Source organism: Acidimicrobiales bacterium (assembly GCA_022452145.1).
In the GTDB taxonomy this organism is placed as follows: domain Bacteria; phylum Actinomycetota; class Acidimicrobiia; order Acidimicrobiales; family MedAcidi-G1; genus UBA9410.
This window is the reverse complement of record JAKURY010000010.1, coordinates 39,974-53,707: the sequence shown is the minus strand read 5'-3', so window position 1 is coordinate 53,707 and position 13,734 is coordinate 39,974. Positions and strand designations below refer to the sequence as shown.

General features: G+C 69.7%; 12 protein-coding genes and 1 pseudogene. 5 read left to right on the top strand and 8 right to left on the bottom strand.

The genetic code is table 11. The features are described from left to right. Positions 1–3: 3 nt before the first annotated feature. The 3 genes from surE to MK177_05315 are packed head-to-tail and all read right to left on the bottom strand — an operon-like array spanning position 4 to position 3,795. The gene (gene surE / locus MK177_05325) at positions 4–825 is read right to left on the bottom strand and encodes a 5'/3'-nucleotidase SurE (protein MCH2426737.1); all 822 of its coding nucleotides are present in this window, start codon (positions 823–825) and stop codon (positions 4–6) included. 36 nt (positions 826–861) lie between these two features. Continuing rightward, positions 862–2,799: an ATP-binding cassette domain-containing protein gene (locus tag MK177_05320; GenBank protein ID MCH2426736.1), complete on the bottom strand. Its 1,938-nt coding sequence runs from the start codon at positions 2,797–2,799 to the stop codon at positions 862–864. A gap of 60 nt (positions 2,800–2,859) precedes the next feature. Continuing rightward, complete coding sequence (locus tag MK177_05315) at positions 2,860–3,795, bottom strand: ketoacyl-ACP synthase III (protein MCH2426735.1); 936 nt, start codon at positions 3,793–3,795, stop codon at positions 2,860–2,862. Positions 3,796–3,932: 137 nt separating this feature from the next. Here MK177_05315 and MK177_05310 point away from each other — a divergent pair, with 137 nt between their 5' ends. Continuing rightward, entirely contained in the window at positions 3,933–4,670 is a 738-nt protein-coding gene (locus tag MK177_05310; protein MCH2426734.1) for a 3'(2'),5'-bisphosphate nucleotidase CysQ, read from the top strand. A 25-nt stretch (positions 4,671–4,695) separates the two neighbouring features. Here the strand turns inward: MK177_05310 and coaE are convergent, their stop codons facing one another. Further along, the gene (gene coaE, locus MK177_05305; protein ID MCH2426733.1) at positions 4,696–5,298 is read right to left on the bottom strand and encodes a dephospho-CoA kinase; all 603 of its coding nucleotides are present in this window, start codon (positions 5,296–5,298) and stop codon (positions 4,696–4,698) included. Between the two features lie 9 nt (positions 5,299–5,307). Then, entirely contained in the window at positions 5,308–6,069 is a 762-nt protein-coding gene (locus tag MK177_05300; protein MCH2426732.1) for a sigma 54 modulation/S30EA ribosomal C-terminal domain-containing protein, read from the bottom strand. 168 nt (positions 6,070–6,237) lie between these two features. Here MK177_05300 and MK177_05295 point away from each other — a divergent pair, with 168 nt between their 5' ends. Further along, positions 6,238–7,110, top strand: coding sequence for a fumarylacetoacetate hydrolase family protein (locus tag MK177_05295; protein MCH2426731.1), 873 nt, complete (start codon positions 6,238–6,240; stop codon positions 7,108–7,110). Between the two features lie 50 nt (positions 7,111–7,160). Here MK177_05295 and MK177_05290 read toward each other — a convergent pair. Together MK177_05290 and MK177_05285 are read right to left on the bottom strand one after the other, a co-directional pair. Beyond that, positions 7,161–8,693 (bottom strand): annotated as a pseudogene (locus tag MK177_05290) (fumarate hydratase). A gap of 227 nt (positions 8,694–8,920) precedes the next feature. Further along, complete coding sequence (locus MK177_05285) at positions 8,921–10,006, bottom strand: LLM class F420-dependent oxidoreductase (GenBank protein MCH2426730.1); 1,086 nt, start codon at positions 10,004–10,006, stop codon at positions 8,921–8,923. On the opposite strand from MK177_05285, the gene MK177_05280 reads away from it, so the two are divergent. Further along, entirely contained in the window at positions 10,005–10,628 is a 624-nt protein-coding gene (locus MK177_05280; GenBank protein MCH2426729.1) for a histidine phosphatase family protein, read from the top strand. The genes MK177_05285 and MK177_05280 overlap by 2 nt on opposite strands. Positions 10,629–10,674: 46 nt before the next feature. Here the strand turns inward: MK177_05280 and MK177_05275 are convergent, their stop codons facing one another. Beyond that, positions 10,675–12,618 (bottom strand): acetoacetate--CoA ligase, encoded by a 1,944-nt coding sequence (locus MK177_05275; protein MCH2426728.1) that lies wholly within the window; start codon positions 12,616–12,618, stop codon positions 10,675–10,677. Here MK177_05275 and MK177_05270 point away from each other — a divergent pair. Next, positions 12,617–13,162: a MaoC family dehydratase gene (locus tag MK177_05270; GenBank protein MCH2426727.1), complete on the top strand. Its 546-nt coding sequence runs from the start codon at positions 12,617–12,619 to the stop codon at positions 13,160–13,162. The two genes, MK177_05275 and MK177_05270, sit on opposite strands and share 2 nt — an antisense overlap. A 63-nt stretch (positions 13,163–13,225) precedes the next feature. Continuing rightward, positions 13,226–13,696, top strand: coding sequence for a transcriptional repressor (locus MK177_05265; protein MCH2426726.1), 471 nt, complete (start codon positions 13,226–13,228; stop codon positions 13,694–13,696). Positions 13,697–13,734 lie beyond the last annotated feature (38 nt).

The window sequence follows — 13,734 nt, the reverse complement described above, 5'->3', positions numbered from 1 at the left end:
CTGTCAGCCCAGAAGGCGTGCCAGGCCGTCGGCAGCCGGATCGTAGGCAGGTGGCGGTTCCTCGTGCAGGCGGTTCAGCCAGGTCAGACTGACGTAGCCGGCCATCACAGCTCCGCCGTCGGTCTCCGGTGGTAGATCGCCCGGCTCGCCCCAGTCCATCTCCACCCGGTAGGTGCCGACGTGGCCCTCCTTGGGTACCAGCCCGGCGGTTGTCAGGCTCCTGGGCGGTGCCGACCCGGTCACCGTGTGCCGCCAGCCCCGGAGTTCGTCCAACGCCAGGTTGGGCACGTTCACGTTCAGGACCGACGGCTCGGCCGGCGGGGCGGCTATGACGCTGGCGACCACGGCACGGGCCACGGTGGCGGCCGTCGACCACCGCTGGTCGATGAGCACCTCGTCGGCCCCCTGGCCCTCGATCCCCCATCCGGTCACGGCCTGGCTGACGGCGATCCCGGTTATGCGCCCGTTGCGGGCCGTCAGCGCCGCGCCCACCGTCCCCGAGTGGTACACGGACCGGCCCACGTTCATCCCCGGGTTGATGCCCGAGACGACGAGGTCGAACGGGTCACCGAACAGGCCGAGGCGACCGTAGATGACACAGAGGCCGGGTGGTCCGCTCACCGACCACGCACGGTCGACGCCCTCGACGTGGGCGTCATGGACCTCGGGTCGGATGAGGTGCATGGCGCCGAGCGAGGCGCCGGCTCCCGAATACTCGGTGTCGGGTGCGACCACCGTGACGTCGCCCAGGTCGACGAGGGACCGTGCCAACTTGTGGAGGCCGTCCGAGTCGATGCCGTCATCGTTGGTGACCAGGATCCTCACGGCCGTCGACCGTACCGGTGGCCCGGCTCCGGGGCCTCAGCCGCCGAGCTGCGTGCTGAGGCGCTCCCATTCGGCCATGAGCCGGGCGGCGGCATCCTTCGCCGCCTCGTGTTCGGCCACCACCGCGGCGGCCCGGTCAGGTTCCTGGTACAGGTCCGGGTCGGCCAGGCGCCCCTGGACATCGACAACGCTCGCCTCGGCGGCCTCCCAGTCGCGCTCGGCCCGTTCGAGGCGCCGGCGGAGTCCCTGGGTGGGGTCCCTGGGCCTGCCCTTCTTCGGCTTCTTCGGTGCCGGGGCGGCCCGTTCGGCGTTCCGGTCGGCGGATCTGTGCGGGGAGGGTGCCGGAGCGGCGTCGGGCCTCATCGGATAGAGGACCCGGTCCGGTACGCCCTCGTGCCAGACCACCTGGCCGTCTCTGACCTCGACGAGGACGTCGGCCACCGACCGGATGAGGTGCCGGTCGTGGGTGATCAGCACCACGGTCCCCGGGTAGGCCTCCAGGGCGTCCTCTAGGACGTCGCAGCTGGGGAGGTCCAGGTGGTTGGTGGGCTCGTCCAGGATGAGCAGGTTCACCGGGACGGCGAGGGCCTTTGCCAGCGCCAGCCGGGTCTGTTCGCCGCCCGAGAGGTCGCCCACCCGTCGGTCCACGGCATCGCCACGGAAGCCGAAGGATGCCAGGTATGTACGGGGGTTCCTGCCGTCGGTTTCGACGCCGGGCACGGTCTTGAGCTCCTCGAGCACCGTGCGGCGATCATCCAGGATCTCGGCCTGGAGCTGGTCGAAGTGCGACAGGTCCACGTTGGTGCCGCGGGTGACGCGCCCGGCCAGCGGGGCCATCTCACCGGTGAGGAGGCGGACGAGGGTCGTCTTGCCTGCGCCGTTGGGTCCTATCAGGGCGACCGTGCGCCCCCGTTCGATGTCGAACGTCACGTCCCGGAGCACGATGTCCGGCTCCCTGCCGTCGCCGTCGTCGTACCCGGCGGTGACCCCGTCCAACTCGGCCACCAGGCGAGACGAGCGGCGTGGCTTCGGGAACCCGAACCGGGATGCGGGGGCGTCGGGCCGGTCGACCATGATCCTGTCCAGCTTTTCCAGGGACTTGACCCTGCTCTGGACCTGACGGGCCTTGGAGGCCTTGTACCTGAAGCGCTCGATGAACCGCTCGGTCTGGGCTACCTGTCGGGACTGCTGGGCGGCCATGGCCTCCTGGAGGGCCAACTTCTCCTCGCGGGCCACCACAAAGTCGGCGAAGCCCCCGATGTACTCGGTCAGGCGGCTTCCCGCCAGCTCCAGAACGCGGTTGGCCACGGCGTCGATGAAGTCCCGATCGTGGCTTACGAACAGCAGGCCGCCCGACCAGGCGGCCAGGTGCTGTTCCAGCCATGCCACGCTGTCCACGTCGAGGTGGTTGGTGGGTTCGTCCATGATGAGCAGGTCGGGAGCCGACAGCAGCAGGCGGGCCAGGGCCACCCGCATGCGCCAGCCTCCCGACATCTCGTCCATCGGCCGACCGTGGTCAGCCGGGTCGAAGCCCAGCCCGGAGAGGATCCGGTGGGCGTCGGATTCCACGGCGTAGCCGCCGATCTGTTCGAAGCGTGACTGGGCCTCGCCGAACTCGGCCAACGCCCGCTCCTGTTCGGCACCCGAGGTCTCGCCGATCTGGGCCCCCAGCGCCTCGATGCGGTGGGCCAGATCCGTGACCGGGCCGGCTCCCAGCATGACCTGTTCGAATACCGACCTGCCGGTCTCGGTGGGCAGTTCCTGGGGTAGGTAGCCGATCCGGAGGCTCTTGGGACGGTGTACCTCGCCGGCATCGGCGTCCTGGAGGCCGACGATGGTCTCGATCAGGGTGGTCTTGCCTGTGCCGTTCCCGCCGACGAGCGCAACCCGCCGGCCCGGCCCGAGCTGCAGGGAGGCGTCGCTGAAGAGGGTTCGGGGCCCGAAGGCTCGCGACAGGCCCGAGGCGGTCAGCACCCCGGGAGGGTACCGCCGAGCCGGGCTGTGCCCGGGCGGCGCCAGGGCGGTCGGGGCCCGTCAGGAACCCGGCGGATCCCAGCGGATCACGGCAGCCGCCGAGGACATTCCGGCCCCGAAGCCGACCATCAGCACAAGGTCGCCGGGGGCCACCCGGTCGTTGTCCAGGGCGTCGACCAGGGCCAGCGGGATGGAGGCCGCCGACGTGTTCCCGGTCCGCTCGAGGACCATTGCCGCCTTCTCGCGAGGGATCTCCAGGCGCTTCATGGCGGCGTCGATGATCCTGATGTTGGCCTGGTGGGGCACCACGAGGGTGATGTCCTCCATGGTCACCCCTGCCCGGTCCATTGCGTTGCGGGCGGCACTCTCCATGGCCAGCACGGCCCGGCGGAACACCTCCTTGCCGTTCATGAAGATCTTGCCGCCGTGTTCGCAGGAGAGGATCCCGGCGGCCGAGCCGTCCGACATGAGGTCCCAACCGAGCAGGGTGGGGGCGTCGGCCGACCGTTCGATCACCACCGCCCCGGCGCCGTCCCCGAACAGCACGCAGGTCCCGCGGTCGGTCCAGTCGATGATGCCGCTGAGGGCGTCGCTGCCGATGAGGAGGATGCGCTCGACGCCGCCGGCGACGAACTGCATGGCGGTCACCAGGCCGTACACGAAGCCCGAGCAGGCGGCGTTCATGTCGATCGCTCCGCACGTGAGCCCCAGCTCGTGCTGGACGACCGAGGCGCTGGCCGGGAACTGCTGGTCGGAACTGCAGGTGGCCAGGAGCAGGAGGCCCACGTCGGCCGGGTCTACACCCGCCATCGCCAGGGCGTCGCGCCCGGCAATGGCTGACATCTCGGTCACCCTGCCGTCAACGTGGCGGGCGGCTATCCCGGTGCGTTCCCTGATCCACTCGTCGGAGGTGTCGACGAACTCGGCCAGATCATGGTTGGTGAGCCGCCGCTCGGGGAGGTGGGTCGCCCAACCGGTGATGCGGCCGTGGGCCATGGGGTGCTCCGATGCGGTCGTCGGGGAGGCAGGACGGTGACCGGCCCGCTGAAAGGGTAGTCAGGTGGCGACGGGAGCCGTGGCGGCCGGTGTCCTGGGCCGATGATAGGAGGAGGTCGGGTTAGGGTCGACGCCGCATGGAGGATCACGAGGTCGCCGGACTCCTAGCCCGGGAGGCCGGTGACCTGCTGCTCGGGATCCGGGACCGGGCCGTGGCCGACGGGTGGGCGTCCCACCGGCTCCAGGGAGAGGGTGACCGCCACGCCCACCGACACCTGGTGGACCGCCTGTCCGAGCTCCGAGCCGATGACGCCGTGCTGTCCGAGGAGGGGTACGACGACGGTGGCCGTGTGGGCGCCGATCGGGTCTGGATCGTGGATCCGTTGGACGGCACCCATGACTTCGGCCGGCCGGGGAGCGTCGAGTGGGCCGTCCACGTGGCCCTGGTGGTGGACGGTTCGCCGGTTGCCGCCGCGGTGTGCTTGCCGGCCAGTCATCAGCTCTACGGGACCGGCATGTCGGTGGCATCCCGCCCGCCGGTGCGGGACCGTCCGGTGGTGATCACCAGCCGCTCCCAGTGGGGTGAGGCCGAGGAGGTGGCGGCGGCCATCGGGGGAGTGGTGCGGTCCTGCGGGTCGGCCGGCGTGAAGGCCATGGCCGTGGTCGCCGGATCGGCCGACGTCTACGTCCACCCGTCGGGCCTCTACGAGTGGGACGCCTGTGCGCCGGCCGGGGTGGCCATGGCTGCCGGCCTGGACGTCTATGGCGTGGACGGCTCCCGCCTCGAGTTCAACAAGGCACGACCGGTGGTACCGGGCCTGGTCATCAGCCGACCGGAGTACACCGGGTCGGTGCTCGGCGCCCTCCGTTGGTAGGCGCTCCGCTGGCAGAGGGGGCGGCTCAGGCCACCAGCAGGGGGATCAGCTCATCGACCCGTTCGGCGAGGTCGGCCTCGTCGCCGTCGTTGACCAGCACGTGGTCGGCCACCGCGCGACGTTCTGCATCGGTTGCCTGGGCGGCCATGCGGGCCCTGGCGTCGTCGGCCGCCATACCCCTGGCCACCAGCCGCTCCAGGCGCACCTCGGCGTGGGCCTCCACCACGACCACCTCGGTGTAGCCACGTCCGTCTGACAGCTTTCCCAGGTCGCTCTCGACGAGCACCGCCATGTCCAGCACCACCAGGTCCGGCGGGTCGGAGGCCAGCGCCTCGAGGTGTCGGGCGATCTCGCGGTCGATCGCCGGGTGGCTTATCGCCTCCAGGTCGGTGAGGCGGCCCTCACAGGAGAACACCTCCCGGGCCAGCGCCGCCCGGTCTATCCCACCGTCGGCGTCCAGCACGCCGTCCCCGAACTCGGCCACCACGGCATGCCGGACCTCGTCATGGGCCAGGACACTGCGCCCGAGGGCGTCGACGTCAATTACCACGGCGCCCCGTTCGGCCAGCAGCTGGGCCACGGTCGACTTGCCCGCGCCGATGCCCCCGCAGAGGCCGACGACCTTCATCACCTCAGGTCAGATGGCCGGGGAGATCAGCCCGTAGTGCCCGTCGAAGCGCCGGTACAGCACCTGGCCTCTGCCCGAGTCCGGTTCGGCGAAGAACACGAACGGTTCGTCGCCCTCGTCCAGCAACACCTCGGCGTCTACCAGCGGCAGGTGGTTCAGCACGGTTGGCGTCGGGTGGATCGGGGGACGGGTGTCGCCAGGCAGGTCCTCGCCGATCACGGACGGCACTACGTGGATGGTGCCGTCGCCGTTGTGGAACACCACGCGGTCGATGTCGTGGTCTGTGTCGAGGTACAGGTAGAAGCCGTGGTCCAGGAGGTCCATTTCGTCGACAGCCTCCTCGACGGTCATCGGATGCATGGCTAGCGACTTGTGGCGGACCACCTCCCGCTCGTCGCGTGGGATCGAGGCGTAGCCGGGATGACTCCTCGTCGGCTCCGGTTCGCGGTCGTGTCGGCGGTCCTCGAGGCGCTTGCGGTGTCGGCGGAGGCGCCTGCCGAGGCGGTCGTCGAGCCTGTCGATGGCCTCGGTCATCGTGTCGCCCGATGCGTGGGCCCGGATCGCCACACCGTTCATGTCGATGGTCGCCTCGGCGATCATCGGCTCGGCCACGTTTTCCCTGAGCCTCAACTTGACCACGGCGGTGAGCACCGGTTCGTGCCCCAGCTCGCACAACTCCCGTACCTTGCCGGTCGCATGTTCCCGATCGCCGAACTCCACCGGCCCCTGGGTGAGAAGTTCGACTTCACAGACGGCATGTGGCTTGGCCAAGCCTCCTCCTTCATGTGTCGGCCCCGGCCCAGCACCGACCGGGTATGTATCCGCCCATCATGGCGCGTTGCCGCCGTCTTGTCAGCCCCGGCCCATCCACCCGACCGGCAGTGGCTCGGTTCCCGTCGGGCGAGGGATCGGGGCCCGTTCCGGCGAGACTCTTTGACCATGGCATTTCGACTTGGAAACCTCCGCGATGGCCGGGCCGTGCTAATGGACGACGGCTTGGAGGCGCCAGCTGACGGTGCCACGGCCCGCTGGTGGGACCTGGGACGCCTCACCGACGGTCGCCTGGCCGCCCCGATGGATGCCCTCGCCGACCCCGGGACCCTGCACGCCCTCACCGATCTGACGGGTATCCCCGCCGGGGAGGCAGACGGTTCGGTCGGCCTCGACGGCCTGGGCCCGGCCGTGCCCCGGCCACAGAAGGTGTTTGGTATCGGCATGAACTACCTGGCCCACATCGATGAGATGCACCGGGCGCCGTCGACTGCTCCGGTCATCTTCACCAAGTTCCCGTCCTGCCTGGTCGGACCGTCCGACGACGTCGTCGTGGTGGGGGATCGCACCGACTACGAGGTGGAGCTGGTGGTCGTGGTGGGTCGCCGGTGCCGCGACCTCGACGAGTCCGACGTGTGGGACGCCCTGGCCGGGGTGACCGTGGGCCAGGACATCTCCGAACGCGCCCTGCAGACGGCCTCGGAGCCGGCCCAGTTCAGCCTCGGTAAGAGCTACGACACGTTCGGACCCATCGGCCCGAACGTGGTTTCCGTCGACCTCCTCGAGGCGCCCGACGACCTGTTCCTCAGGTGCGCGGTGGACGGCGAGGTCCGACAGGACAGCCGGACCAGCCGGATGATGGTCGGGGTGGAGCAGTTGGTCGCCTACCTGTCGGGCATATGCACGCTGGAGCCGGGTGACCTGGTGTTCACCGGTACGCCGGCCGGGGTGGGGGACGCCCAGGGCAGGTGCCTGCGCCGCGGCCAGCGGATCGAATCCCACATCGCCGGGGTCGGCCACATGGTCAACAACTGCGTCTGATCCCCGTTCCCCACGATGGCAATGGCCGGGTACGAGGCGGCGTCAGCGGTCTAGTCGAGGTCGACCCTCGTGGAGACCTCGTCGAAGAAGTCTCCACCCTTGTCGTCGACCACGATGAACGCCGGGAAGTCCTCGACCCGGATGCGCCAGACGGCCTCCATGCCCAGCTCCGGGTACTCGAGGACCTCGACGCTGCGGATGGAGTCCCGGGCCAGTCGGGCCGCCGGCCCGCCGATCGATCCGAGGTAGAAGCCGCCGTGGCGTGCGCACGCCTCGGTGACCTGCCGGGACCGGTTCCCCTTCGCCAGCATGACGAGGCTGCCGCCGGCCGCCTGGAAGCGTTCCACGTAGGCGTCCATCCGGCCCGCCGTGGTGGGTCCGAACGATCCGGAGGCATGGCCTTCAGGGGTCTTGGCAGGACCGGCATAGTAGACGGGATGGTCCCGTAGGTACTCCGGCATGGGTTGTCCGGCATCGAGCAGCTCGGCGATCCTGGCGTGCGCGATGTCGCGGGCCACCACGAGGGTCCCGGTCAGCGACAGCCGGGTCTTGACCGGGTGCTTCGACAGCTCGCTGCGGATGGCGTCCATGGGCTGGTCGAGGTCTATGGGGACCACGGTGGCCGACAGGTCGTCATCCACCACCTCGGGGAGGAACCGGGCGGGGTCCTCCTCCAGGTGCTCCAGGAAGACGCCATCGCCGGTGATCATTCCCAGGGCCTGTCGGTCGGCGGAGCACGAGACTGCTATCCCGACCGGGTTGGAGGCGCCGTGTCGGGGGAGTCGGATCACCCGGACGTCGTGGCAGAAGTACTTGCCGCCGAACTGCGCCCCGATTCCGAACCCGCGCGTCATCTCCAGGATCTCCTCCTCCCATCCGAGGTCCCGGAAGCCGTGGCCCGTCGGGCTTCCGGTGGTCGGGAGGTTGTCGAGGTAGTGGGCCGAGGCGTACTTGGCGGTCCGCAGGGTGTGCTCGGCCGAGGTGCCGCCGATGACGACGGCCAGGTGGTACGGCGGACAGGCCGAGGTGCCCAGCGTCCGCAGCTTCTCGTCCAGGAACCGGGCCAGGCTCTCGGGGTTGAGCAGGGCCTTCGTCTCGTGGAAGAGGAAGCTCTTGTTGGCCGAGCCGCCGCCCTTGGCCATGAACAGGAACTTGTAGGCGTCGCCGGGTACCGACTCGATTTCTATCTGGGCGGGGAGGTTCGACCCGGTGTTCCGTTCGGCGAACATGTCTAGCGGTGCCAGCTGGGAGTAGCGCAGGTTGGACGTCAGGTAGGTGTCGTATACGCCGCGGGAGATGGCCTCCCGGTCGTTGCCGTCGGTGAGCACCAGGTCGCCCTTCTTGGCTGACACGATGGCCGTGCCGGTGTCCTGGCAGGACGGAAGGACGCCGCCCGCTGCGATGCAGGCGTTCTGGAGGAGCTCGGAAGCCACGAACTGGTCGTTGGCCGAGGCCTCCGGGTCGTCCAGGATGGCCGCCAGCTGTGCCAGGTGGCCCGTACGCAGGAGGTGGGCGATGTCACGCATCGCCGTGGCCGTGAGCAGGCGGATCGCCTCGGAGTCGACCTCCAGGAAGGTCCGGCCTCCCGGGCCCCCCACCGGCGACACCCCCTCGTCGGAGAGCTTCCGGAACGTGGTGGTGTCGTAAGCATCCTGGACCAGCGGGAGCAGGTCCGTGTAGGCGAACTCCTCCTGATCGGCCATGTGTGAAACCTATCGGGCGACCGTCGGCCGGACCGCGGCGGATACGTCGCCAGCCTCAGTACCGAGGTCGGGTGACCCGGCGGACTGACGGTGGTCGGCAGGCGGGATCAGGACGAGAGGTCGGCGACGATCGGCTCCCAGAAGTCCAGCCCACCCTCGGAGCCCGAGGCGTAGAAGCTGAGCCGGTCGACACAGTCGCCGTAGCGGTCACGGAACCCCCGCGCGATGGCGTCCTGTTCTCCGACGACTGCGAAGGTCGAGAGGATCTCGTCGTCGATGAGATCGCCCATGGCCTGCCACTCACCCTGCTTGGACATGCGGTTCAGGTCGGCCTGGAGTTCGCCCCAGCCGTGCACGTCCAGCACCGGGCGGTAGGCCGGGGTGGACCCGTAGAAGGCGATCTGTTGACGCACCCCGGTGGCGGCGCTGGCCATGGCCTCCTCGGTCTCTCCGGTGACCACGAAGCCCGGTCCGACGAACTCGAAGTCAGCCAGGGTCCGTCCGGACTTCTCCAGGCCCCGCTCCACGGCGGGGATGGTGACCTCCCGGAGGTACCTCTCGGTGCTGAAGGCGTGGCAGATCAGCCCGTCGCAGACCTCGCCGGCCACCTCGCACATGAGCGGTCCGACGGCGGCCAGGAACACCTTGGGCGGGCCGCATTCGTTGGGGCCCGGGTCGAAGAAGGGGGTCATGAGGGTGTGTCGGTAGAAGTCGCCCCGGAAGTCGAGCTTCGTTCCCTCGTTCCACGTCGTCCAGATGGCCCGCACCGCGCTGATCATCTCCCTCATGCGGGCCGCCGGCCGGGACCACTCCATGGAGAACCGCTTGGTTATGTGGGGCCTGATCTGGGTGCCGAGGCCGAGGATGAAGCGGCCGTCGGTGTAGCGCTGGAGGTCGTGGCCGAGGTTCGCCAGCAGCATCGGGTTCCTGGCGAAGGCCACCGCGATTGACGTGCCTAGCTCGATCCGGCGGGTGTGCTCGGCGGCGAGCATGTGGGGCAGGAACGGGTCGTGGCTCGTCTCGGCGGTCCATGCGCCGGCGTAGCCGGCCTCCTCGAGCCGTCGTGCCGATTCGCCGATCGCGGCCAGGCCACCGGAGTCAGCCGGCGTGGTCAGGCCGGTGAGGCCACCGTCGATCTTCATGGTGCCGACGGTACCCGTGGGACCGGGCAGGGCTAGCGTCCGGCCGGTCATGGAACTGCTCCTCATCCGACACGCGCTCCCGGTCACCGTCGACAACACCGTCACCGGGGAGGAGGCCGACCCGCACCTCTCGGCCCTGGGACGGTGCCAGGCCGAGGCGCTGGCCGACTGGTTGACCGACGGGCCCACGGCCGAGGCGCGCATCGACGCCGTCTACGCCAGCCCCAAAGCCAGGGCCCGCGAGACGGTGGTCCCTCTGGCACGGCGGCTCGGACTCGACGTGGTCGTGGAACCACTGGTCACCGAGTACGACGAGGGTGAGGTCGAGTACATACCCATGGAGCGGCTCAGGGCCATCGGCGATCCCCGCTGGGACCAGATCATGGCCGGTGAGGTCCTGGCCGATCCCGAGGCGTTCCGGGACCAGGTGGTGACCGGGATGGACCGGATCATCGCAGCCAACCCGGGTCGGACCGTGGCCGTGGGCTGCCACGGGGGCGTGGTCTCCGCCTACCTGTCACACGTCCTGGGCATCGACTCCGTGATGTTCTACGAGGCCCGCTACACGTCGATCAGCCGGGTCGCAGCGTCTTCTGCCGGGCACCGCACAATGCGGTCGGTGAACGAACTGGGCCACCTTCAGGTGGCCGGGGTGCCACTGTACGAGTTCTGAGCGGGCGGGCGGAGTGCCATCGCAAGGGTCCTGATCGGCCGGGCGGTCAGACGGCCAGCTCGGGCAGGTTCCTGAAGTGGTCCAGGGCGGCGGGGTTGGCCAGCGCCTCGGAGTTGGTGACGGGGCGACCTTCAACGACGTTTCGGACGGCCAGCTCCACCAACTTGCCCGAACGGGTCCTGGGGAGTTCGGGCACCTCGAGGATGATCGACGGCACGTGGTGGGGTGAGGCTCCGGTCCGGATGTCGGCCCGGATGCGGGCGCGCAGGTCGTCGTCGAGGTTGATGCCGGCGGCGGTGACCACGAACAGCACGATCCGGGTGTCTGCCTCCCACCGCTGGCCGATGACCAGCGCCTCGGTGACCTCGGCGAGGCCTTCGACGCGCCGGTAGATCTCGGCGGTACCGATGCGGACGCCGCCCGGATTGAGCGTGGCGTCCGATCGTCCGTGGATGACGAAGCCCCCCTCGACGGTCCGTTCGGCGAAGTCGCCCTGGTGCCAGAGGCCGGCGAACCGGTCGAAGTAGGCCGCGTGGTACCTCCGGTCGTCCGGGTCGTCCCAGAATCCGAGGGGCATGGACGGGAAGGCCGATCGGCAGACCAGCTCGCCCCGTGTCCCGGGTCCGACGGGCGAACCGCCCTCGTCGACGACGTCCATGTCCATGCCCAGCATCGGGCCCTGGATCTGGCCTGCGTGGACCGGTCCCGTCGGCTGGCCACCGACGAGGCAGCCACACAGGTCGGTACCGCCGGAGATCGACGCCAGGTGGACGTCCGCCTTCCAGTCGGCGTGGACGTGGGCGAAGCCCTCGGGGCTGAGCGGGCTACCGGTGGAGCAGATGGTCCGCAACGAGCCGAGGTCGTGGGTCCCCGCCGGACGTAGTCCGGCCTTGGCCACCGAGTCGATGAACTTGGCCGACACGCCGAACAACGTCACGTCACAGTCGTCCACGAGGTCGAACAGCCGGGTGCCATCCGGGTGGAAGGGCGAGCCGTCGTAGAGGACCAGCGTGGCTCCGGCGGCCAGGCCCGAGGCCAGCCAGTTCCACATCATCCAGCCAGCCGTCGTGAAGTAGAAGACCCGGTCGCCGGACCGGACGTCGCACTGGAGCCGGTGCTCCACCAGGTGCTTGAGGAGGATTCCGCCGGCCCTGTGCACGATGCACTTGGGCTTTCCGGTCGTTCCGGACGAGTACAGGACGTAGAGCGGGTGGTCGAACGCCAGGTTCAGGAACCGGACCGGCCCGGCGTCGTACGGGTCCAGGAACGCGTCGAGGGTGACAGCGCCACCCGGCAGCGGCCCGTAGGTGGTCTCTTCCGGGTCGCCACCAACTACCACTACCCGGCGGAGGGTGGGCAGTCCGGCGGCCACGTCGGCCAGCCGGGGGGTGACGTCGTGGTGGCGACCCCCGTAGTGGTAGCCGTCGGTGGCGAACAGCACGACCGGTTCGATCTGGCCGAACCGGTCCAGCACGCCATCGGTTCCGAAGTCGGGCGAGGTGGAGGAGAACACGGCGCCGATCGAAGCCGAGGCCAGCATGACGGCGTACGTCTCCGCGACGTTCGGAAGCCACGCCGCCACCCGATCGCCTGGCTCCACCCCGAGGTCCAGGAGTGCCTGTTGGAGTCGCGAGACCAGGTCGTGGAGGTCCTGCCGGGAGAGTTCCCGGCGAGAGCCGTCCTCGCCCCGGAACACCAGTGCTGGCGAGTCGTCGGCGTGGGCCAGGAGGTTTTCGGCGAAGTTCAGGTAGCCGTCCGGGAAGAAGCGGGTGCCGGTGGGGTGGTCGCCGATCGACTGGATCGGTTGGTCGCCCGGGTCGCCCACCACGCCCAGGTGGTCCCATGCCGCGCGCCAGAAGTCGCCCGGATGGTCCACCGACCAGCGGTGGAGGTCCCGGTAGCCACCCTCGACGCCGACCGCCACCCGGAACTCCTCGACCTGGCTCGTGGATCGGCGATGCACGTCGGGCGTCCAGATGGGGGTGGTCATGGCTCGTGAGATTAGGGCCCTCGACGCGGGTTCACGTCCGGTCGGCCAGACTGCGAACATGGATGCCGCCACCACCCCGGAACTGGTCGACGGTGCGATGGGTCGCTGGTTCGAGGAACTCCCCGTGGGGCTGGTGGTCCGCCACGCTCTGACCCGGACGGTCACTGAGGCCGACAACACCCTGTTCTGCGCCCTGACCCACAATCCGCAGCCGCTGCACCTGGACGCCACGTTCGCCGCGGCGACGGAGTTCGGGGAGCGCCTCGTCAACAGCCTGTTCACGCTGGGCCTGGTGGTCGGGGTGAGCGTGGGCGACACCACGCTGGGCACCACGGTGGCCAACCTGGGTTTCGAGGAGTCGGCGTTCCCCGCACCGGTGCTGCTCGGCGACACGCTGAGGTTCGAGACCGAGGTGGTGTCCGTCCGGGCGTCCGGTTCACGTCCCGACGCGGGCATAGTGACCTTCGATCACCGGGCGCACAACCAGCGTGACGAGCTGGTGTGCCGGACTCGCCGCAACGCGCTGATGCGTCGACGCCCCTGAGGTGGGCCGGTACTCGTTCTCAGGGATTCCCGATACCGGCTGCCAGGCCTAGGCTTGGCCTCCATGTCCGAGGACCACCCACACGTCGACGACGGAGCCATCGATGACCTGCACGTCACGGTGGGCCGTCGCCTCCGGGCCGCCGGGATGCGCTACAGCCGATCGCGGCACGCCGTGGTCGAGGTACTGGCCGGTGCCGGTCGACCGTTGACCCTGCCCGAGATCCTGGCCGTCGACGCCAGACGGCGCCTGGCCCAGAGCTCCGCCTACCGCAACCTCGGTGAGCTGGTGGACGTCGGGGTGGCGCGGAGGGTGGACGCAGGCGACGACCACGCCCGGTTCGAGCTCCACGAGTCGCTGACCGGGCACCACCACCACCTGGTCTGTGACGTCTGCGGGCGGGTGGAGGACTTCCACGTGCCGGACGAGTTCGAACAGCAGGTGGCCGCCCTGGTGGAGGTGGCGGCCGACGGCGGGTTCCGTGTGGAGGCCCACCGCTTCGACATGCTCGGCCGCTGCGCCGACTGCCGATGACGGTCCGCCCGACCATGACGGACCCGTCGAAGCGGCAC

Excerpts from the sequence above, each read along its gene's own strand:
- MK177_05295 (MCH2426731.1), top strand. The coding sequence starts at position 6,238 with ATGGCATTTCGACTTGGAAACCTCCGCGATGGCCGGGCCGTGCTAATG.
- coaE (MCH2426733.1), bottom strand. The coding sequence starts at position 5,298 with ATGAAGGTCGTCGGCCTCTGCGGGGGCATCGGCGCGGGCAAGTCGACC.
- MK177_05285 (MCH2426730.1), bottom strand. The coding sequence starts at position 10,006 with ATGACCGGCCGGACGCTAGCCCTGCCCGGTCCCACGGGTACCGTCGGC.
- MK177_05315 (MCH2426735.1), bottom strand. The coding sequence starts at position 3,795 with ATGGCCCACGGCCGCATCACCGGTTGGGCGACCCACCTCCCCGAGCGG.
- MK177_05270 (MCH2426727.1), top strand. The coding sequence starts at position 12,617 with ATGGCTCGTGAGATTAGGGCCCTCGACGCGGGTTCACGTCCGGTCGGC.
- MK177_05265 (MCH2426726.1), top strand. The coding sequence starts at position 13,226 with ATGTCCGAGGACCACCCACACGTCGACGACGGAGCCATCGATGACCTG.
- MK177_05275 (MCH2426728.1), bottom strand. The coding sequence starts at position 12,618 with ATGACCACCCCCATCTGGACGCCCGACGTGCATCGCCGATCCACGAGC.
- MK177_05310 (MCH2426734.1), top strand. The coding sequence starts at position 3,933 with ATGGAGGATCACGAGGTCGCCGGACTCCTAGCCCGGGAGGCCGGTGAC.
- MK177_05280 (MCH2426729.1), top strand. The coding sequence starts at position 10,005 with ATGGAACTGCTCCTCATCCGACACGCGCTCCCGGTCACCGTCGACAAC.